17 protein-coding genes are annotated in these 19,794 nt (G+C 63.4%); 10 read left to right on the top strand and 7 right to left on the bottom strand.

Translation table 11 applies throughout. The features are described 5' to 3' along the window. The first annotated feature begins 9 nt into the window (after positions 1-9). The 10 genes from AC56QP_RS24350 to AC56QP_RS24395 all read left to right on the top strand — a co-directional run bounded on the left by AC56QP_RS24350 (position 10) and on the right by AC56QP_RS24395 (position 12,155). A complete protein-coding gene (locus AC56QP_RS24350; protein ID WP_489863150.1) occupies positions 10-1,380 on the top strand; it encodes a glutamine synthetase family protein in 1,371 nt (456 codons plus the stop codon). Between the two features lie 187 nt (positions 1,381-1,567). Then, positions 1,568-2,956: an aldehyde dehydrogenase family protein gene (locus AC56QP_RS24355; RefSeq protein ID WP_489863149.1), complete on the top strand. Its 1,389-nt coding sequence runs from the start codon at positions 1,568-1,570 to the stop codon at positions 2,954-2,956. Between the two features lie 17 nt (positions 2,957-2,973). After that, positions 2,974-4,146, top strand: coding sequence for an iron-containing alcohol dehydrogenase (locus AC56QP_RS24360; RefSeq protein WP_489863148.1), 1,173 nt, complete (start codon positions 2,974-2,976; stop codon positions 4,144-4,146). 241 nt (positions 4,147-4,387) lie between these two features. Next, the gene (locus tag AC56QP_RS24365) at positions 4,388-5,494 is read left to right on the top strand and encodes an ABC transporter substrate-binding protein (RefSeq protein WP_489863147.1); all 1,107 of its coding nucleotides are present in this window, start codon (positions 4,388-4,390) and stop codon (positions 5,492-5,494) included. Between the two features lie 186 nt (positions 5,495-5,680). Beyond that, entirely contained in the window at positions 5,681-6,472 is a 792-nt protein-coding gene (locus AC56QP_RS24370) for an ABC transporter permease (RefSeq protein WP_497101032.1), read from the top strand. Continuing rightward, on the top strand, positions 6,469-7,260 hold the full coding sequence (locus tag AC56QP_RS24375; protein ID WP_091577904.1) for an ABC transporter permease: 792 nt from the start codon (positions 6,469-6,471) through the stop codon (positions 7,258-7,260). Before AC56QP_RS24370 ends, AC56QP_RS24375 begins: the two co-directional genes overlap by 4 nt. Positions 7,261-7,276: 16 nt before the next feature. Next, the gene (locus tag AC56QP_RS24380) at positions 7,277-8,341 is read left to right on the top strand and encodes an ABC transporter ATP-binding protein (RefSeq protein ID WP_256751440.1); all 1,065 of its coding nucleotides are present in this window, start codon (positions 7,277-7,279) and stop codon (positions 8,339-8,341) included. A gap of 393 nt (positions 8,342-8,734) precedes the next feature. Then, the gene (locus tag AC56QP_RS24385; protein ID WP_489863145.1) at positions 8,735-10,285 is read left to right on the top strand and encodes a cation:proton antiporter; all 1,551 of its coding nucleotides are present in this window, start codon (positions 8,735-8,737) and stop codon (positions 10,283-10,285) included. A gap of 99 nt (positions 10,286-10,384) precedes the next feature. Beyond that, positions 10,385-11,302 carry an endonuclease/exonuclease/phosphatase family protein gene (locus AC56QP_RS24390; protein WP_489863144.1) on the top strand — a complete coding sequence of 306 codons (918 nt, stop codon included), beginning with the start codon at positions 10,385-10,387 and terminating at the stop codon, positions 11,300-11,302. A 7-nt stretch (positions 11,303-11,309) separates the two neighbouring features. Continuing rightward, complete coding sequence (locus AC56QP_RS24395; RefSeq protein WP_489863143.1) at positions 11,310-12,155, top strand: EamA family transporter; 846 nt, start codon at positions 11,310-11,312, stop codon at positions 12,153-12,155. 144 nt (positions 12,156-12,299) lie between these two features. Here the strand turns inward: AC56QP_RS24395 and AC56QP_RS24400 are convergent, their stop codons facing one another. From AC56QP_RS24400 to AC56QP_RS24430, 7 genes are all read right to left on the bottom strand, one after another. Continuing rightward, positions 12,300-12,578 carry a Dabb family protein gene (locus AC56QP_RS24400; RefSeq protein WP_489863142.1) on the bottom strand — a complete coding sequence of 93 codons (279 nt, stop codon included), beginning with the start codon at positions 12,576-12,578 and terminating at the stop codon, positions 12,300-12,302. A 21-nt stretch (positions 12,579-12,599) separates the two neighbouring features. Next, on the bottom strand, positions 12,600-14,228 hold the full coding sequence (locus AC56QP_RS24405) for a GMC family oxidoreductase (protein WP_489863141.1): 1,629 nt from the start codon (positions 14,226-14,228) through the stop codon (positions 12,600-12,602). Between the two features lie 12 nt (positions 14,229-14,240). Then, on the bottom strand, positions 14,241-15,002 hold the full coding sequence (locus AC56QP_RS24410) for a 3-ketoacyl-ACP reductase (protein ID WP_489863140.1): 762 nt from the start codon (positions 15,000-15,002) through the stop codon (positions 14,241-14,243). 160 nt (positions 15,003-15,162) lie between these two features. Next, complete coding sequence (locus AC56QP_RS24415) at positions 15,163-16,677, bottom strand: GMC oxidoreductase (RefSeq protein ID WP_489863139.1); 1,515 nt, start codon at positions 16,675-16,677, stop codon at positions 15,163-15,165. Between the two features lie 5 nt (positions 16,678-16,682). Next, positions 16,683-17,798, bottom strand: a complete 1,116-nt coding sequence (locus AC56QP_RS24420; RefSeq protein WP_489863138.1) for an ABC transporter ATP-binding protein — start codon at positions 17,796-17,798, stop codon at positions 16,683-16,685. Positions 17,799-17,802: 4 nt separating this feature from the next. Further along, the gene (locus AC56QP_RS24425; RefSeq protein WP_489863137.1) at positions 17,803-18,747 is read right to left on the bottom strand and encodes a carbohydrate ABC transporter permease; all 945 of its coding nucleotides are present in this window, start codon (positions 18,745-18,747) and stop codon (positions 17,803-17,805) included. Beyond that, the gene (locus tag AC56QP_RS24430) at positions 18,744-19,700 is read right to left on the bottom strand and encodes a carbohydrate ABC transporter permease (protein ID WP_489863136.1); all 957 of its coding nucleotides are present in this window, start codon (positions 19,698-19,700) and stop codon (positions 18,744-18,746) included. Before AC56QP_RS24430 ends, AC56QP_RS24425 begins: the two co-directional genes overlap by 4 nt. Positions 19,701-19,794 lie beyond the last annotated feature (94 nt).

The raw sequence follows: 19,794 nt of genomic DNA on the forward strand, positions 1-19,794 counted from the left end.
GCCAAAGGAATGGCCGGAAATTTCTCGTTCGATCAGTTGAAGAAGGCGGTCTCCAGCGGCGAGATCGACACGGTGCTGGCCTGCATCGTCGACATGCAGGGGCGGCTGGCGGGAAAACGCTTCCTGGCGCAGTACTTCGTCGATTCCGCGCATGACGAGACACATGGCTGCAACTATCTCCTGGCCGCCGACATCGATATGGAGCCGGTGCCTGGCTACAAGGCGGCGAGCTGGTCGAAGGGCTACGGCGATTTCGTCATGAAGCCGGACCTGGCAACATTGCGGCGCATTCCGTGGCTGGAGAAGACGGCGCTGGTGATCTGCGACGTGCTCGACCACCACACCCATGACGACCTGCCGCATTCGCCGCGCGCCATCCTGAAGAAGCAGGTCAAGCGGCTGAAGGAGCGCGGCTATATCGGCTATTTCGCTTCCGAGCTTGAATTCTACCTGTTCAACGAAACCTACGATTCCGCCCGCAAGAAGCACTGGCAGGGCCTCGACACCGCATCGCCCTATATCGGCGACTACCAGATCGGCATCACCACCAAGGAAGAAGGCGTCATGCGCCGGCTTCGCAACGAGATGGAAGCAGCCGGCATCCCGATCGAGAACTCCAAGGGCGAGTGGGGCCCGGGCCAGGAAGAGATCAACGTGCGCTATGCCGAGGCGCTCGACATGGCCGATCGCCACGTCATCCTGAAGAACGGCGCCAAGGAGATCGCCGAGTCCGAGGGCAAGGCGATCTCCTTCATGTCCAAGTACAATTACGGGTTCGCAGGGAATTCCAGCCACATCCATAATTCGCTGTGGAGCGCCGACGGCAAGACGCCGCTGTTCTTCGACAAAAAGGCCGACTGGACGCTGTCGACGCTCGGCCAGCAATGGGCGGCCGGGCAGTTGAAGTACGCCAGGGAGTTCACCTGGTTCCTGGCGCCTTACATCAATTCCTACAAGCGCTTCCAGGCCGGCACTTTCGCGCCGACCAAGATCATGTGGAGCGAGGACAACCGCACCGCCGGCTTCCGCCTGTGCGGCGAAGGCACCAAGGGCATCCGCATGGAATGCCGCATAGGCGGCGCCGACCTCAACCCCTATCTCGCCTTTGCCGCGCTGATCGCCGCAGGTCTTGCCGGCATCGACGAGAAGCTCGAGCTGCAGAAGCCTTTCGTCGGCGACGCCTATCAGGCGTCACGACTGCCGGAGATACCAAAGACGCTGCGCGATGCCACCGAGACTCTGGCGAAGTCGAAGATGCTGAAGCAGGCGCTCGGCGATGACGTGCTCGAACACTATGTCCATACGGCAAAGTGGGAGCAGTTCGAATACGACCGCCGCATCACGGATTGGGAACTGCACAGGGGGTTCGAGCGGTATTAAGGTAGCCTGCGAACGTTGACGCCGCCCCTCACCCTTACCCTCTCCCCGTGAAGAACGGGGGGGGACGCCAGCGCTGGAGCGTTTCCCTTCTCCCCTCACATACGGGAGAAGGTGCCGGCAGGCGGATGAGGGGCGGCGCCAAGCCATGCGATTTGTTGATTGTTGCAGAAGTGCGAGGACTTACAAAATGACCGAAACGGTCAAAATAAAATCCCCCGTCGATGGCTCGATCTATGCCGAGCGGCCGATAGCGACTGACCAGGCGATCAATGCCGCGGTCGAGCGCGCGAAGGCGGCGCAGGAGAAGTGGACTGAGACGCCGATCGTCGAACGCGGCAAGTACATGCTCGCCATGCTGGAGGCGCTGGTCGCGATGACCGACGAGATCGTGCCGGAGATCGCCTGGCAGATGGGGCGTCCGGTGCGTTACGGTGGCGAGTTCGGCGGCGTCAAGGAACGCACCAACTACATGGTCGAGATCGCCGAGGCGGCGCTCAAGTCCGTGCCGGCCTCCAATCCGAAGGAAGGGTTCCGCCGCTATGTGAAGAAAGATCCGCTCGGCGTGGTCATGGTGATCGCGCCGTGGAACTATCCTTACCTCACCGCCGTCAACACCATCGTGCCGGCGCTGATGGCCGGCAACGCGGTCATCCTCAAGCATGCGGCGCAGACGCTGCTGGTCGGCGAGCGTTTCCAGCAAGCCTTCGACAAGGCCGGCCTGCCCAAGGGCGTGTTCCAGAATGTCGTCCTCAACCACGCCCAGACCGAAAAGCTGCTCGGCTCGGGCAAGATCGACCATGTCAATTTCACCGGTTCGGTCGCCGGCGGCCGCGCCATCGAAAAGGCGGCGGCGGGCACCTTCATGACGCTCGGCCTCGAGCTTGGCGGCAAGGATCCGGCCTATGTGCTGCCGGACGCCAAGATGGATCATGCCGTCGCCAACCTGGTCGACGGCGCCTTCTACAATTCCGGCCAGTGCTGTTGCGGCATCGAGCGCGTCTATGTGCACGAGAAGGTCTATGACGAATTCGTCGAAGGCTTCATCGCCGAGGCGAAGAACTACGTGGTCGGCAACCCGCTCGACCAGGCGACGACGATGGGGCCGATGGCGCAGGCGCGCTTCGCCGACCTGATCCGCGAGCAGAAGGCCGAGGCGCTGCGCAAGGGCGCCAAGGCGCACATCAACATGAAGGTGGGCAACGACAAGGCCGGCTCGCCCTATCTGGCGCCGGAAGTGCTGACGCAAGTCAATCATCAGATGAGCGTCATGCGCGAGGAGAGCTTTGGCCCGATCGTCGGCATCATGAAGGTGCGCAATGATGAGGAGGCGATCGCGCTGATGAACGACAGTCCCTATGGGCTGACGGCTTCGATCTGGACGCGCGACACCGAGCATGCGGTGGCGATCGGCAACCGCGTTGAGACCGGCACGGTGTTCATGAACCGCTGCGACTACCTCGATCCGGCATTGGTCTGGACCGGCGTCAAGGACACCGGGAAGGGCGCGGCACTGTCGGCCATTGGGTACGACAATCTGACAAGGCCGAAGTCATTCCACCTGCGTGAAGTCATCTGATTTATTGAAAGACAAAAATGTCCAAGCTGATCTCCAAATGGAACTACCCCACCACCGTCCGCTTCGGCGCCGGGCGCATCAAGGAACTGCCTGAGGTTCTGGCGGCGACCGGCATCAAGCGGCCGCTTTTCGTCACCGATCCGGGCCTGGCGAAATTACCGGTCGTCGCTTCGACCTTGAAGATCCTCGACGATGCCAAGGTTCCCTATGGCGTCTTCTCCGAGGTGAGGCCCAACCCGGTCGAATCCAACCTCACCGCCGGCATCGCGGTGTTCAAGAAGGGCAAGCATGACGGCGTCATCGCCTTCGGCGGCGGCTCGGCGCTCGATCTCGGCAAGCTGATCGCCTTCCAGGCCGGCCAGACGCGGCCGGTATGGGACTTCGAGGATGTCGACGACTGGTGGACACGCGCCAATTCGGATGCGATCGCACCGATCATTGCGGTGCCGACCACGGCCGGCACCGGATCGGAGGTCGGCCGCGCCGGCGTCATCACCAACGAGGCGACGCACACCAAGAAGGTCATCTTCCATCCCAAGCTGCTGCCGGCCATCGTCATCGCCGATCCGGAACTGTCGGTCGGCATGCCGGGCTTCATCACAGCCGGCACCGGCATGGACGCGCTCGCCCACTGTCTCGAAGCGTATTGCGCGCCGGGCTATCATCCGATGGCCGACGGCATCGCCGTCGAAGGTGTCCGGCTCGTTTTCGAAAACCTGCCGAAGGCCTACGCCAACGGCAAGGATCTCGTCGCGCGCGCCCATATGATGAGCGCCGCCGCCATGGGTGCCACCGCCTTCCAGAAGGGGCTTGGCGCCATCCACTCGCTGTCGCATCCGGTCGGCGCGCTCTACGACACCCATCACGGCATGACCAACGCCGTGTTCATGCCCTATGTGCTGGCCTTCAACCGCGATGCCATCGAGGTGCGCATCGCGCGGCTCGCCGCCTATTGCGGCATCAAGGGTGGCTTCGACGGCTTCGCCAAGGCGATCATCAAGCTGCGCAAGGAATTGAAGGTGCCGCATGCGCTGCCGGGCCTGATCAAGGGTCTCGACATGGACAAGAAACGCAAGGGGCTGATCGCCGACATGGCGGTGGTCGACCCGACCGCCGGCGGCAACCCGGTCAAGCTGACCAAGAAGGCCGCGCTGGCGTTGCTCGAAAACGCCATCGCCGGCACGGTCTGAGACGTTTTCCGCACAGGAAATTGATCTGAAAAGGGGCTACGAAAACAAGGGGGAGGATGAAGGGCAAGGCAGAAACTAGTTAGCCGGAAAAAGAATCGCGAGGCGATTGCTACATCAGGTTAAAAAGAGTTTACTTTTCGTACTGCGAGCAGCCGGTTTCACAAAGCTTTCATCTGGCTGTCACATGAAAACGATACCGCATCGCAGGCGTCCAACGGCGTCAGTTCAACGGAGAGAACACATGTTCAAATTCACGGGGAAGGTGCTTTCCCTTTCGGCCGCGGCGCTTTTTGCGTCGACGGTGATTTCGTCCTCGGCTTCGATGGACGATCTCGTCAAGGCCGCGAAGGCAGAAGGCCAACTCACCACCATCGCCCTGCCGCATGACTGGTGCGGCTACGGCGATGTCATCGCCGGCTTCAAGGCGAAGTATCCGGAAATCACCATCAACGAACTCAACCCCGATGCCGGTTCCGGCGACGAGGTCGAGGCGATCAAGGCCAACAAGGACAACAAGGGTCCGCAGGCTCCCGACGTCATCGACGTCGGCCTGTCGTTCGGTCCGTCCGCCAAGAAGGATGGCCTGATCCAGGCTTACAAGGTGTCGACCTGGGACTCGATCCCCGACAGCGCCAAGGATGCGGAAGGGTTTTGGACCGGCGACTATTACGGCGTGCTTTCCTTCCAGGTGAACAAGGACCTGGTCAAGGAATCGCCGAAGGACTGGGCCGACCTGCTGAAGCCGGAATTCGCCAACTCGGTTGCCCTTGCCGGTGATCCGCGCGCCTCGAACCAGGCCATCCAGGCGGTTTACGCCGCCGGCCTGTCGTCGGGTGCGGCCGCTGGCGAAGCCGCTGGCACCGCCGGCCTCGACTTCTTCAAGAAGCTCAATGCCGCCGGCAACTTCGTGCCGGTCATCGGCAAGGCCGCCACGCTCGCCCAGGGTCAGACCCCGATCCTGGTCACCTGGGACTACAACGCGCTTGCCGGCCGCGACACGCTGAAGGGCAACCCGCCCGTCGACGTCGTCGTGCCGAAGACCGGTGTCGTCGCCGGCGTCTATGTACAGGCGATCAGCGCCTTTGCGCCGCACCCGAATGCAGCCAAGCTCTGGCTGGAATACCTCTATTCCGACGAAGGCCAGATCGCCTGGCTGAAGGGCTACTGCCACCCGATCCGCTTCAACGATCTTGCCAAGAACAACAAGATCCCGGCGGACGTGCTGGCCAAGCTGCCTCCGGCCGAGTCCTACGCGGCCGCGGTGTTCCCGACGCTCGACGAGCAGGGCAAGGCCAAGGAAGCCATCACCAAGAACTGGGACGCCGTTGTCGGCGCCAACGTCAAGTAACACTTGAAATCGATCCGGGCGGCCGCATGGCCGCCCGGACTCCCTCGATGACGGTAGCTGGCGCATGACCGATCTCTCGCTTTCCAATCAGGCCATCGCGGGGAAGACCGCACCCCCGGTGAGGCGCGCGCCTTGCGGCTGCCGACGCAATGGCTTGGCGTCGCGCCGTTCTTCGTCTTCGCCATCATGTTCCTGATCCTGCCCACGCTTTATCTAATGCTGGGCGCGTTCCAGAATGATGCGGGCGAGTTCACCTTCGAGAATATTGCGGCGCTGGCACAGCCGTCGATCGTCGCCGCCTACTGGATTTCGATCAAGGTCAGTCTGGCCTCGTCGATGATTGGCGCCTTTGCGGGGCTGGCGATTGCCATCGCCATCGTGCGCGGCGGCCTGCCGGACTGGATACGTTCGGCGACACTGACGTTTTCCGGCGTCGCCTCCAATTTTGCCGGCGTGCCGCTGGCTTTCGCCTTCCTTGCCACGCTCGGCCGGCTCGGCCTTGCGACGGTGCTCCTGAACACCTTGTTCGGCCTCAACATCTACGCGCACGGCTTCAACATCCTGTCGTTCTGGGGCCTGACGCTGACCTATGTCTATTTCCAGATCCCGCTGATGGTGGTCATCATCGTGCCGGCCATTGACGGGTTGAAGAAGGAATGGGGCGAGGCCGCCGCGACGCTGGGCGCGACCATGGCGCAATACTGGCGCATGGTGGTCATTCCGGTGATCTGGCCGAGTTTCCTCGGCACCGTGATCCTGCTGTTCGCCAATGCCTTCGGCGCCATCGCCACCGCCTATGCGTTGACCGGCTCGTCGCTCAACATCGTGCCGATCCTGCTCTATGCCCAGATCCGCGGAGACGTGCTGCACAATGCCCATCTCGGCTATGCCATAGCCTTCGGCATGATCGTCATCACCGGTCTTGCCAATGTCTTCTACATCTGGTTCCGCACCCGTTCCGAGAGGTGGCTCAAATGAAGGCTGGCAGGTTCTGGGCCTGGGTCGTCTTCGCGCTGGGCGCGGCCTATTTCTTCATTCCGCTGATCGCGACAGTGGAGTTCTCCATGCGCATGCGGCGCGGCGTCTATTCCTTTGACGCCTACAAGGTTGTGTTGGGCGACGCACGTTTCCAGGCGACGTTCGGCTATTCGGTTCTCGCCGCTGTCTTCACCATCATCCTCGGCGTGCTTATCGTGGTGCCGGCTGCCTACTGGATCCGGCTTCGCCTGCCACAGCTCAGGCCGGTCGTCGAGTTCATCACGCTGCTGCCGCTGGTCATTCCGGCCATCGTCATCGTCTTCGGCTATATCAGAATGTATGGCTCGAATTCACCGCTGCCGTTCCTGGCGACCGACACGGGCACCAATGCCTTGCTGGTCATCGGTTATGCGACACTGGCGCTGCCTTATATGTATCGAGCCGTCGATACGGGTCTGCGGACCATCGATGTGCGCACGCTGACGGAAGCGGCGCAGATTCTGGGCGCCGGTTGGGGTACGATCATCACCCGCGTTATCCTGCCCAACGTGCTGATCGCGGTGCTCTCCGGCGCCTTCCTCACCTTCGCGATCGTCATCGGCGAATTCACCATGGCGAGCCTGCTCAATCGGCCGGCCTTCGGTCCATACCTGCAGAACATCGGTGCCAACCGCGCCTACGAGCCGGCGGCCCTTGCCATCATCGCCTTCGCCATCACCTGGGGGTGCATGTCGTTGATCCAGATCCTGTCCCGCTTCGCGCCGAAATCGGCGAACCGCCCGAACTGATCGAAAGAACAACTCCATGGCCGACCCGTTCCTCTCCATCCAGCATGTTCGAAAGTCCTTCGGTGCCACCACGGTCGTGGAGGATTTCAATCTCGACGTCGAGCGAGGCGAATTTGTCTCCTTCCTCGGGCCGTCTGGCTGCGGCAAGACCACCGTGCTGCGCATGGTCGCCGGCTTCGAGGAGCCGAGCGCCGGCAAGATCGTCGTAGGCGGCAAGGACATCACAAGGCTGAAGCCCAACCAGCGCAATGTCGGCATGGTGTTCCAGGCCTATGCGCTGTTCCCGAACCTGACCGTGGCGCAGAACATCGGCTTCGGCTTGAAGGTGGCGGGCATGTCCAAGGCGGACATCGATGCCCGTGTCGCCGAAATGCTGGGCATCATCAAGCTGCCGCAGATGGCGGACCGCTATCCCTACCAGCTCTCGGGTGGTCAGCAGCAGCGCATCGCGCTGGCCCGCGCCATCGCGCCCAAGCCGAAATTGCTGCTGCTCGACGAGCCGCTGTCGGCGCTCGACGCCAAGGTGCGCGTATCGCTGCGCGAGGAAATCCGCTCGATCCAGAAGAAGCTCGGCATCACCACCATTTTCGTGACGCACGACCAGGAAGAGGCGCTGTCGATCTCGGACCGCATCGCCGTGATGTATGGCGGCAAGGCCGAGCAGGTCGGTACGCCGTTCGAGATCTACAACCGCCCGGCGACCAAGTTCGTCGCCAATTTCGTTGGCACGCTGAACGTGCTGGAAGGCACCGTCACCGACGCCGCGTCGGGCAAGGTCCGCGTCAACAGCGAGGAAGTCCTGCTCAAGGGCAAGCTCAACGGGTCCAAGTCGGGCGATACGCTGTCGCTGGCGCTGCGGCCCGAGGCCATTTCGCTCGGTCGCCAGCCCGGCCGCGACTCCAGCCTTTCGGGCGAAATCTCCGAGGTGCATTTCCTCGGTTCGGTGATCCGGGTTCGGGTCGGCATAGGCGGCAACACGGTGTCACTCGACACGTTCAACAGCCCGGCAACGCCACCACCAGCGGTCGGCGAGAAGGCCGAGATTTCGTTTTCGTCGAGCGATATGCTGGTGCTGCACTAGGCTGTGCCGATATTCGGGTGATGTCGGCCTGCAAATGGCGGTTTCCTGCGCTTCCGGCGCTCACGTATTTTAAGTACGCTCCGCTCCGGTTCTCGGAAGCCACCTTGTTTGGTCGCTTCGCGCCCGTGTTCGACGCCGACTCGGCCTGACCTCAATCTCGACACCCTGGCTCGCCTAAATCGGGCGTTTTCGAGCCGGCCCCATGAACGGCTACACCACTATCTGAAAGTCAGGCAGCGCTTCCATCCGCGCGGTGTGGGCTCATGCGGCAGGCCGGGCGCAGTACCCCACAAGTTCCAGGGGTTGTGCCTGTCGGCCTGTACGCGACGACCAATCAACGGCATGTTGTTGGCCAGCTACTGCCGACAGTTCTGGTTCCGGATATAACGAGCCATGGCTCTTTTCGAACTCACACTCGTCCTCCTGCTGATAGCCGTCGCGCTGACGGCACTGTCGCGACGGCTGGAGATTCCTTACCCGTCCCTGCTGGCTTTGGCCGGGGTTGGGATTGCCTTCGTGCCCGGCGCGCCGACGATCGAAATCGACCCGGAACTGGCGCTGGCGCTGTTCATTGCGCCGGTGCTGCTGGATGCGGCCTACGACACATCGTTGCGGGATCTCAACCGTTATCGGCTGTCGCTCGTGCTGCTGGCGCTCGGCGCCGTCATCTTCACCACGGCGGTCGTCGCCTTCGTCGGCTGGAAGATGGCCGGGCTGCCGATCGCGGCGGCAATAGCGCTCGGCGCCATCGTTGCTCCGCCGGATGCGGTGGCCGCAAGTGCCGTGCTCGGGCAATTCAAGGTGCCGCACCGCATCACCGCCATCCTGCAGGGCGAGAGCCTGCTCAACGATGCCACAGCGCTGTTGATCTACAGGTTGGCGGTTTCGGCGACGCTCGGCTCGATCATGCTGAGCAACGCCATTCCGACGATCCTGCTGTCAACCATAGGCAGTCTGGTCGCGGGTTATCTGCTTGGCCGCTTTTCGCTGTTGACGCTTACCCGTATCGAGGATGCGGCAAGCAGCACCGTGGTGCAGTTCGCCGGGACATTCGGCGTCTGGATCCTGGCCGACAGGCTGGGCCTTTCGGCCATCATCACCATCGTCGTCTATGCCATGACGCTTGCGCGCCGCGCGCCGCGCCACATGTCGGCGAGGAGACGCGTCAGCACCTATTCGGTGTGGGAGTCGGCGGTCTTCGTGCTCAACGTGCTGGCCTTTGTGCTGATGGGCCTGCAGGCGCGGTCGATCGTCGGCCGGCTTGCCGGGGACGGCCAGGGCGAAGCATTCGTCTTCGCCGCAACGGTGCTGACCGTCGTCATCGTGTCGCGCCTCGCCTGGGTGTTGGGTTACGGCGTGATCATCAGATGGCTTGCCCGGTACGGCAGCGAAGACCGAAGGCGAGAAGCGCCGTCGGTACGCGGCGGCTTGCTCGTCGGCTGGTGCGGGATGCGCGGGCTGGTGACGCTGGTGGCCGCCATTGCCCTGCCGGCCAATTTCCCTGGCCGCGATCCGATCGTGCTTGCCGCCTTCGCGGTCGTTCTCGGCACGCTGGTGCTGCAAGGTATGACGCTCAAGCCATTGCTGAAGGCGCTCAGCCTTGATCCGGACACGACAGTCGACCGCGAAGTGGCGCGGGCGCGTGTCGCCGTCATGCAGGCCGCGCTCAACGTGTTGAGCGGCAAGACATCGAATGCCGCCGCTGCCGTGCGCGAGCAATATGCGGCGCAGCGTACGATCGCCGAAAACCCGGAAAACGCGCAGGCGGCGACGGAGTATGACCGGCTGCGCCTTTATGCCATAAACAGCCAGCGTGACGCGCTGGAGGAACTGCGCCGCAACGGCACGATCGGCGACGAAGCCTACCATCGCCTGGAAGAGGAAATCGACTGGTCCGAACTGGCGGCATCGCCCGCTGGGCGCTTCCAGCCTCTTACCACATAGGTGGTGTCTTCTCCTGGCCCAGCCACGCCATCGTGGCGGTCCATTGCAAGGCCATCGTCGAACCGTTACTGCCAACATCGAAATTGAGCCGGATAAGCAATGAAGCTGGTCAGCTACAACATCCAGTACGGATTCGGCGGTGACGGTCGCTACGATCTTTCGCGTGCCGCGCGCATTGTTGCCGGTGCCGATATTATCGCCTTGCAGGAAGTCGAGCGCCATTGGCAGCGCAGCAATTTCGACGACCAGCCGGAGCTGCTTTCCCGCCTCTTGCCGGACTATCACTGGGTCTATGGACCGGCCTTCGACATGGACGCCAGCGAACGGCGTGACGGCCGGATCGTCAACCGTCGCCGGCAGTTCGGCACCATGGTGCTGTCCAAGCTGCCGATTGTCTGGTCACGGCTGCATGCGCTGCCGATGCGCCGCACGCTGCGGCCGCTCAACACCCGCAACGCGGCGCTCGAATGCATGATCCGCACGCCGGCGGGTCCGGTGCGGGTGCTGTCGCTGCATCTCGCGCACATCGCGGCCGAGGAGCGACTGGAGCAGATCGACTATCTGCTTGCCGAGCACCGCCGGGCGCCTTCCGATGGCGGCCCGTGGAGCGGCATGGATGACGAGCCGGCGCGCAACTGGACCAGCGGCGAAGCCGAGCCGGAAAACCCGCTGGCGGCGATCTGGGTGGGCGACTTCAACATGGAACCGGGCAGCGCCGAATACCGCCGCATCGTCGGCAGCACTCCCTATCATCGCGGGGCCGCCTATCTGGACGGCTTCGTCGATGCCGTTGCCGTCGCCAGCGAGCCGGCCGCGGATTTCCACACCCATGTGAAGACCATCGACGGCAAGCTGACCAAGCGCCGGCTTGATCATTGCTTCGTCGGCGGCATGTTCGCCGGGCGCGTGCGCTCGGTCAGCGCCGACATCGGCGAGGTTGCGTCGGACCATTTCCCGCTGCGGATCGACATCGATCTGGAGACATCGGGCATCGCCACCACCTCTGGAGGCCGATGAGGCGCACATGACCTTGTTCGTCTTTTTCGCGGTGCTCGCCGCCGCCGCCATGCACGCGATCTGGAACGCGCTGGTCAAGGTGCATCTCGACCGCTTCCTGTCGATCACGCTGATGACGCTTGGCATGGGCACTGCCGCCCTCGTGGCGCTGCCTTTCGTCGAAGTGCCTAAAGCCGAAGTGTGGCCCTACATCATCGCCTCGGTCTTCTTCCACATGGGCTACCGGACATTCCTCATCGGCGCCTACAAGGCCGGCGATTTCGCCCAGACCTATCCGCTGGCGCGCGGCACCGCGCCATTGCTCGCCGCCCTCGGCGGCATGGTGGTGGTCAAGGAGGTTCCGGCTCCGCTCGCCATTCTCGGCATCGCTCTGTTGTCGGCAGGCACGCTGGTGATGTCGTTTCGCGGTGGCGCGCATCTGGAAAAGCTGAACCTGCGCGCTGTCGGTTTCGCGCTTGGCACCTCGATCTTCATCGCCAGCTACACGCTGTCGGACGGCAGTGGCGCGCGGTTGGCGGCGACCGCGTCGAGCTATGCCGCTTGGCTGTTCATCTGCGACGCGCTATGGGCGCTGGTCCTGTGCATCGTCTTCCGCGGGCCGCGGTCGCTGCCAGTGCTGGCGCGCGACTGGAAGACGGGACTGTTCACCGGTGTGCTCAGTGGCGCTGCCTACTGGATCGTGATGTGGGCGATGACCAAGGCACCGATCGCCTCGGTGGCGTCGCTGCGCGAGACCTCGATCCTGTTCGCGATGATGATCTCGGTCTTCGCGCTCGGCGAGAAGATGACCGGCTGGCGCGGCGCCGCCGCGCTCAGCATCGTCGCCGGTGTCGTGGCACTGCGACTGGGTTAACCGCCGTCAGCTGAGCACGGTCATCACCTAGCCGCGTCGCTCCGGACTGAAGCGGATGACGACCGGTTGGCAAAAGAGAACAGCGATCAGCCGGCTTTCGAAAAACCGGCGGTCACTTTTTCGTAAGATCGAGATCGAAGACCATCAATCCATCCGTGCCGCCTTCGCGACCAGCCGGGCACCGGCGCGCTGGTGGGCTTCATGCACCAGATAGGCGTCGCGCACGGCTGCATCGCGGAAATCGATGGTGAAGCCATGGGTGAAGCCGCGGGCGAACGGTTCGGGGCTGACATTGGCGCTGAATTGGACCGCATCCATGCCGTCGATCACCTGTCGCAGGGCCTCGAGGTCGGCGTGGATCGCCTTGCGTTCGCCGGCGCCGACATCATTGCGGAATTTGACGAAGACACAGTGCCTGATCATCGGATTGTTCCTTCTCGGCTGTCACGCCGCGCGATTGCCGGAAAACACCGCCGGCGGCAGCGGCTCGCGGCCGAGGACCAGATCGGCACCCTTTTCGCCGACCATGATGGTTGGTGCATTGGTGTTGGAGGAGGGCACGCGCGGCATCACCGAAGCATCGCAGACGCGTAAGGCTTCGATGCCGCGCAGCCGCAGATCCGGCGTCACAACCGCCATGTCGTCGTGGCCCATGCGGCAGGTGCCGACCGGATGGTGATCGGTCTTGGAACTACGGCAGGCATAGTCGAACAGCTCTTCGTCGCTGGCGAGTGATGGGCCGGGCAGCACTTCGCGCAGCACATAAGGGGCAAGCGCCTTCTGCCGCATGATCTCGCGCGCCAGCCTGAGCCCCTTGATCGACATGGCGCGATCATAGGGATCGGACCAGTAGTTCGGGTCGATCAGCGGATGGTGGGCCGGGTCGCCGCTCTTTAGCCGCACCGTGCCGCGCGAGCGCGGCCGCAGGAAGGCCGAGTTCAGGGTGACACCCGGATTGTTCAACTTCTCCACGCCGGCTTCGATGCCGGAGCCGAGGCCGAGATGGAACTGGATGTCGGGCGAGGCGGCTGTCGGATCGGCGTACCAGAAGCCGCCGGTCTCGAACAGGCTGGAGGCGACCGGCCCCTTCTTCAGCAGCAGGTATTGCAGACCGGCCCAGGCCGTGCGGTGCAGCTTGGCGTAGTTGTCGTAGGTGTGGTCGCCAGTGCATTCGGCGATGACGAACAAATCGAGATGATCCTGCATGTTGGAGCCGACACCGGGCAGATCGTGCACCGGCGTGACGCCGACGGATTTCAGGTGATCGGCCGGGCCGATGCCGGACTGCATCAGGAGCTTGGGCGAGCCGATGGCGCCGGACGAGACGATCACCTCGCGCTCGGCGCGCAGGATCGTCTTCTGTCCGCCTGGTCTGTCGACGATTTCGACACCGATGGCGCGGCCTTTCTCGACGACTATGCGAGTCACCAGCACATCGGTCCTGACGGTCAGGTTATTGCGCGCGCGGATCGGCTTGAGATAGGCAACCGAAGCGGAGGAGCGCCGGGCATCCTTCTGGGTGAGCTGGTAATAGCCGACGCCTTCCTGGCTGGCGCCGTTGAAATCCGGATTGAAGGGAATGCCCATCTCCTGGCCGGCGCGGAAATAGGCCTCGCAGATCGGCAGCGGCGAAATCGGGTTGGACACGCCGAGCGGCCCCTGGTCGCCGTGGAAATCGTTGGCGTAGCGCTGGTTGTTCTCGGCCCGCTTGAAGTAGGGCAGCACGTCGCGATAGCCCCAGCCGGTCAGGCCCTCTTCCTTCTCCCAGGCGTCGTAGTCGCGGGCATTGCCGCGCGTGTAGATCTGGGCGTTGATGGAGGAACCGCCGCCGACCACCTTGGCCTGCGTGTACCAGAAGACGCGGTCCTTCATGTGCTTCTGCGGCACCGTCGACCAGCCCCAGGAAGCGATGCCCTTGGTCATCTTGGCAAAGCCCGCCGGCATGTGGATATAGGGGTGCCAGTCCTTGCCGCCGGCCTCCAGCAGCAGCACCGAATTCGCCGGATCCTCGCTCAACCGGTTGGCCAGAACGCAGCCGGCCGGGCCGGCGCCCACAATGATATAGTCGGTCATGACACTATCCACTTACAGTCGCGGCACGGAGAGCGCGCCGTCGACGTTGATGATCGAGCCGGTCGAGAAGCCGAGCTTGCCGCCAGCCAGGGTCGCCACCACGGCGCCGATGTCGGCGGCCTCGCCCCAGCGCTTTGCCGGCACCAGTCCACCGTCGATCAATGCGTCGTATTTGGCGGCCACGCCTGCCGTCATGTCGGTGCGGATGATGCCCGGCCGCAGCTCGAACACGCCGATGTTCTCGGCGGCAAGCCTGAGCGCCAGGGTCTTCACCCACATCGAAAGGCCAGCCTTCGAGATGCAGTAGTCCGATCGTTCAGGCGAGGCCATTTCGGCGCTGACCGAGGTGATGGTGATGATCGATCTCGGCCAGTCGGCAGGTGCCGCCAGCATGGCCCTGGCCACCGCCTGGCTGAGGAAGATTGTGCCGCGCAGATTGACGCCGATCGCGCGGTCGAAATTCTCCGGTTTCAGTTCGAGCAGGTCGCCGCGCACGACGGCGCCGATGCCGGCATTGTTGACGAGACAGTCGATGCGGCCGAAGGCGCGCATCGCCGCGTCGACGAGCGTGGTGTGAGCGGAGAGATCGGCGATGTCACAACGGACATAAGCGAATTTCGCGCCGTGCGTGTTGATCGCCCGCGCAAGTCCGTCCGTAGCTTGTTCGGCAAGATCAGCAACAAGAATGTCGAAGCCAGCATCCGCCAGCGCCTGGGCACAGGCAAGACCGATGCCGCGTGCGCCGCCGGTGATGATGGCTGCGGGCCGGGTCATACGACCATGTCCCTTTGGACGTCAGCGCTGCCCCTCATCCGCCTGCCGGCACCTTCTCCCCGTATAGTGACGGGGAGAAGGGAGATGGCCGCAACGCTGGCGACCCCCTCTCCCCGTTCTTCACGGGGAGAGGGTAAGGGTGAGGGGCAGCGCCAACCGATCATGCCGCCAGCTCCGTCTTGCGGATGTGGCCGGCGACGCGCAGCGCTTGCGCGGCGATCGACAGCGCCGGATTGACGGCGGCCGAGTTCGGCAGGAAGCCGCCGTCGACGACGAACAGGTTCTGGTGGTCGAACGAGCGGCAGAAGGGATCAAGCGGCGCGGTCGCGGGATCGTCGCCCATCCTCACCGTGCCGCACTGGTGGGAAGGGGTGCGCTTGTCGAAGGGGCGCGACAGCACGATGGGATAGCCGCAGGCGCGGAAATTCTCGCGCATCACCTTGGTCAGGCCGTCGAGCGACTGCATGTTGGAGCGCCGCCACTGCATGATGATGTCCTTGCCGTCGACCATGATGCGGCTTTCGGGATCGGGCAGGTCCTCGCACATCAGGTACCAGTCGATGGCGTGGCCGGCCATGAAGTCGAGGGCGAATTTAGGCGCGAACTTCACATTGGCCCTGAGCATGTTGCCGTCGATCTTGCCGAGCAGCTGGACGTTGCCGAGCGGCTTGCAGCCCTTGCCGTCGGACAGATAATAGTCATTCAGCATCAGCGTCTTCTGGTAGACAGCATCGTTCCGGCGGCGCGGGTCGATCGCCAGCATGGCGCTCGAATTGTGATTCATGAAATTGCGGCCGACCTGGTCGGAGCGGTTGGCAAGACCTTTGCCACCTGCCTTCCCATTGGGTGAGGGCGAGCGCAGCAGGATCACGGCGGAATTGACCGCACCAGCTGAGAGGATGACCAGTTTCGGCGAGACTTTCTTCGCCTCGCCGTTCTGGCGATAGTGAATGGCCGATATGGTTTTGCAGTCGGGCGACGCTTCGAGATACTCGACATAAGCGCCGGTCTCGAGCTTGATGTTCTGGTCGTTCAGCGCCGTCGTCAGCGGTCCCGTTTGCGCGTCGATCTTGCCCTGGCCAGTGTTCGGGAAAGCGTCCCAGCCGGTCTTGCCTTCCTTCAGCCAGGTGTCGATGTCGACGCCGAGCGGCAGCGAGGCGGGGTGCAAGCCAAGGCCCTTGAGCTCGGCGCGGGCGCGCGCGATCGGCGCTTCGTCGGGCACCGCCTTGAAGGCGTAGGGGATCGAGTGGAACGGCTCGGTCGGGTCTTCGCCCAGGCTGCCGCGGACGCGAAACAGTTGCTCGGCTCTGGAATACCAGGGCTCGAACTCATCGTAAGAGAACGGCCAGGCGGGGGAGACACCGCCAAAGTGTTCCATGGCCGCAAAGTCTTCCTTGCGGTAGCGGATCAGAACCGCGCCATAGAACTTCGAATTGCCGCCGACATAGTAGTAGTTGCCGGGGTTGAAGGCGGCACCGCCGGCTTCGCGCCACATCTCCTTCGGCCGGTAATGGCCGTCGACGAAGATGGAACGCGTGTCACGCGCATGCGGCGTTGTCGGCAACGGCTCGCCGCGTTCCAGCATCAGGATCGAGGCACCACTGCCGGCAAGTCCGGAGGCGATCGTGGCGCCGCCGATGCCGGAGCCGATGATGACGATGTCCGGATTTGTCATAGCCGTCAGCGAATGCGATTCTCGGTCGCCGGATCGAAGAACACCGCCTTGGTCAGATTGAAGGCGAGCGGGGTGTTGGTGCCCGGCTGGATGTTGGCATCGGCGCGCAGCCGCGCCACCACGCCCTTGCCGCCGAGATTGGTGACCGCGAACGTATCGGAACCCGCCGGCTCCACCACTTCGATATGGCAATCGGCGGTGGCGATGTTGGAGGCGTTGCGCTCGGCGCCTTCCGGATCGGTGAGGGCTTCCGGGCGAACGCCGAAGATGATCGGCTTGCCCTGGAACGCCGACAAGCCGGCCGGTGCATTTGCCATCGGCAGCGAGATCGGCTCGCGCGCCTCGCGCTGCAGCACGACGGACAGCGCATTGCCGTTGGTGCCGATCGTCGCCGGGATGAGGTTCATCGCCGGCGAGCCCATGAAGTCGGCGACGAAGAGATTGGTCGGGTTGTTGTAGATTTCGGCCGGCGTGCCGAACTGCTGCACCTCGCCATCGCGCATCACGGCGATCTTGGTCGCCAGCGTCATCGCCTCGATCTGGTCGTGGGTGACGTAGACGATGGTCGTGCCGGTGGTGGCATGCAGGCGCTTGATCTCGATGCGCATGTCGACGCGCAGCTTGGCATCGAGGTTGGACAGCGGCTCGTCGAACAGGAACAGTTTGGGGTCGCGCACCAGCGCCCGGCCCATGGCGACGCGCTGGCGCTGGCCGCCCGAAAGCTGGCTCGGCTTGCGCTGCAGGAGATGGCCGATCTGCAGCACCTTGGCCACCTTGTCGATCGCCTTCTGCCGCTCCGCCGCCGGCACGCCGCGCATCTCCATGCCGAAGGAGATGTTCCCGGCCACCGTCATGTTCGGGTAGAGCGCATAGCTCTGGAACACCATGGCGATGTCGCGCTTCGACGGATGCAGATCGTTGATCGTGCGGCCGTCCACTCGGATTTCGCCCGAGGTGATCGTCTCCAGCCCGGCAATGGTGTTGAGCAGCGTGGACTTGCCGCAGCCGGACGGGCCGACCAGCACCAGGAAGCCGCCCTTCTCAAGCTCGACATCGATCCCCTTGAGGATCTCGACCTGGCCGAAGCGCTTCCTCAGACCATCAATTTCAAGAAAAGCCATCGGGTTATCCTTTGACGGCGCCGGCCATGAGACCGCGCACGAAGTAGCGGCCGGCGAGCACATAGACGAGAAGGGTGGGGAGTGCGGCGATCATCGCGGCGGCCATGTTGACGTTGTATTCGACGACGCCGGTCGAGGTGTTGACGACGTTGTTGAGCGCCACCGTCATCGGCATGGCGTCGCCGGTGCCGGCGTAGGCCGAGGCGAACAGGAAGTCGTTCCAGATGTTGGTGAATTGGTAAATCACCGTGACGACGAAGATCGGCATCGAATTCGGCAGCATGATGCGGCGGAAGATCTGGAAGAAGGAGGCGCCGTCGACCTGAGCCGCCTTGACCAGTTCGGTCGGGAACGCCTCGTAGTAATTGCGGAAGAACAAAGTGGTGAAGCCGATGCCGTAGACGACATGGACGAAGACCAGATTGACCGTCGAATTGCCGAGGCCGAAGCTTGTTCCGATCGAGTTCTGCAGCGTCACGCCGAAGCGGCCGACGCTGCCGAGGATGGTCGCCATCGGCAACAGCACCGACTGGAACGGGATGAAGCAGGCGAACAGCATCAGCCCGAACACCAGCGTTGCGCCACGGAAGCGCCATTTGGTCAGCACGTAGCCGTTGAGGGCGCCGAGCATGGTCGAGATCAGCACGGCCGGAACCACCATCTTGATGGAGTTCCAGAAATAGCCCTTGATGCCGGCGCAGGTCAGGCCGACGCAGGTCTCGCCCCAGGCCTTCAGCCACGGATCGAAGGTCGGCGCCTTGGGCAGCGCCAGCATGTTGCCGCTCTGGATCTCGTCCATGGTCTTGAACGAGGTCACCAGCATGACGAACAGCGGCATCAGGTAGAACAGCGCGAACAGCGCCAGCAGCCCGTAGATGACGATGCGGTTGAGGGTCTTGACGCTCATGCCGCCGGAGGCCTGGCTGGCGGGAGTGGTGACGGCGCTCATCGCGGCTTCTCCCGCAGTTCCGAATAGAGATAGGGCACGATGATGGCGACGATGGTCATCAGCATGATCACCGCACTTGCCGAGCCGACGGCCATTTCGTTGCGCTTGAAGGTATACTCATACATGAAGTTGGACGGCAGCCAGGCCGAGCCACCCGGCCCGCCGCTGGTGAGCGCCACGACAAGGTCATACGACTTGATGGCGAGGTGCGCGAGCACGATGAAGGCCGACAGGAAGATCGGCCGCAGCAGCGGAATGACGATGCGGCGATAGAGTTGAAAGGTGGTGGCGCCATCGATCTGCGCCGCCTTCATGATCTCGCCGTCGATGCCGCGCAGGCCGGCCAGGAACATCGCCATGATGAAGCCAGAGGCCTGCCAGACGCCGGCGATGACCACCGTGTAGATGACGAAATCCTTGTTCTTGATCCAGTCGAAATGGAAGCTGGTCCAGCCCCACTGATGCAGGGTCTGCTCAAGGCCGAGGCCGGGATCGAGGAACCATTTCCAGGCGACGCCGGTGACGATGAAGGACAGCGCCATCGGGTAGAGGTAGATCGGCCGCAGCACGCCTTCGCCGCGGATCTTCTGGTCGAGCAGGATGGCCAGGAACAGGCCGAGCGCCAGGCAGATCAGGATATAGAGAAAGCCGAAAATGCCCATATTGGTGATCGACGTGTACCAGCTCGACGGCGGGTCGGTGTCGAAGGTCCAGCCCCACAGCCGCTGATAGGCGCGCGGGCCGGTGATGACATAGGACGGGAAGGTCTTGGAATTGGTGAAGGACAGATAAATCGTCCACAGGATGAAGCCGTAGACGAAGACGATGGTGATGGCGAAGCTCGGCGCCAGCACGATCTTCGGCAGGGCGTCCTGCAGGCGCGAGCGCACCGAGGCGCGTGGCCGGGCTTGCTCCGGCGTCAGCTTGATCTGGCTTGTCGCTACCGTACTCATGAGGCTCCTCCCGTTTCGGGTCGTCCGTCCCTTGCCGTCATGCGGCAAGCCGGCCCCCGTTCAGGCGGGGTTCTGGTCGGCATGTTGCTGAGCA

Source organism: Mesorhizobium sp. RCAM 05104 (genome assembly GCF_059683645.1).

What these genes read in the sequence shown, in the direction of transcription:
- AC56QP_RS24350 (WP_489863150.1), top strand. Translation starts at nt 10, where the DNA reads ATGGCCGGAAATTTCTCGTTCGATCAGTTGAAGAAGGCGGTCTCCAGC.
- AC56QP_RS24355 (WP_489863149.1), top strand. Translation starts at nt 1,568, where the DNA reads ATGACCGAAACGGTCAAAATAAAATCCCCCGTCGATGGCTCGATCTAT.
- AC56QP_RS24360 (WP_489863148.1), top strand. Translation starts at nt 2,974, where the DNA reads ATGTCCAAGCTGATCTCCAAATGGAACTACCCCACCACCGTCCGCTTC.
- AC56QP_RS24365 (WP_489863147.1), top strand. Translation starts at nt 4,388, where the DNA reads ATGTTCAAATTCACGGGGAAGGTGCTTTCCCTTTCGGCCGCGGCGCTT.
- AC56QP_RS24370 (WP_497101032.1), top strand. Translation starts at nt 5,681, where the DNA reads ATGTTCCTGATCCTGCCCACGCTTTATCTAATGCTGGGCGCGTTCCAG.
- AC56QP_RS24375 (WP_091577904.1), top strand. Translation starts at nt 6,469, where the DNA reads ATGAAGGCTGGCAGGTTCTGGGCCTGGGTCGTCTTCGCGCTGGGCGCG.
- AC56QP_RS24380 (WP_256751440.1), top strand. Translation starts at nt 7,277, where the DNA reads ATGGCCGACCCGTTCCTCTCCATCCAGCATGTTCGAAAGTCCTTCGGT.
- AC56QP_RS24385 (WP_489863145.1), top strand. Translation starts at nt 8,735, where the DNA reads ATGGCTCTTTTCGAACTCACACTCGTCCTCCTGCTGATAGCCGTCGCG.
- AC56QP_RS24390 (WP_489863144.1), top strand. Translation starts at nt 10,385, where the DNA reads ATGAAGCTGGTCAGCTACAACATCCAGTACGGATTCGGCGGTGACGGT.
- AC56QP_RS24395 (WP_489863143.1), top strand. Translation starts at nt 11,310, where the DNA reads ATGACCTTGTTCGTCTTTTTCGCGGTGCTCGCCGCCGCCGCCATGCAC.
- AC56QP_RS24400 (WP_489863142.1), bottom strand. Translation starts at nt 12,578, where the DNA reads ATGATCAGGCACTGTGTCTTCGTCAAATTCCGCAATGATGTCGGCGCC.
- AC56QP_RS24405 (WP_489863141.1), bottom strand. Translation starts at nt 14,228, where the DNA reads ATGACCGACTATATCATTGTGGGCGCCGGCCCGGCCGGCTGCGTTCTG.
- AC56QP_RS24410 (WP_489863140.1), bottom strand. Translation starts at nt 15,002, where the DNA reads ATGACCCGGCCCGCAGCCATCATCACCGGCGGCGCACGCGGCATCGGT.
- AC56QP_RS24415 (WP_489863139.1), bottom strand. Translation starts at nt 16,677, where the DNA reads ATGACAAATCCGGACATCGTCATCATCGGCTCCGGCATCGGCGGCGCC.
- AC56QP_RS24420 (WP_489863138.1), bottom strand. Translation starts at nt 17,798, where the DNA reads ATGGCTTTTCTTGAAATTGATGGTCTGAGGAAGCGCTTCGGCCAGGTC.
- AC56QP_RS24425 (WP_489863137.1), bottom strand. Translation starts at nt 18,747, where the DNA reads ATGAGCGCCGTCACCACTCCCGCCAGCCAGGCCTCCGGCGGCATGAGC.
- AC56QP_RS24430 (WP_489863136.1), bottom strand. Translation starts at nt 19,700, where the DNA reads ATGAGTACGGTAGCGACAAGCCAGATCAAGCTGACGCCGGAGCAAGCC.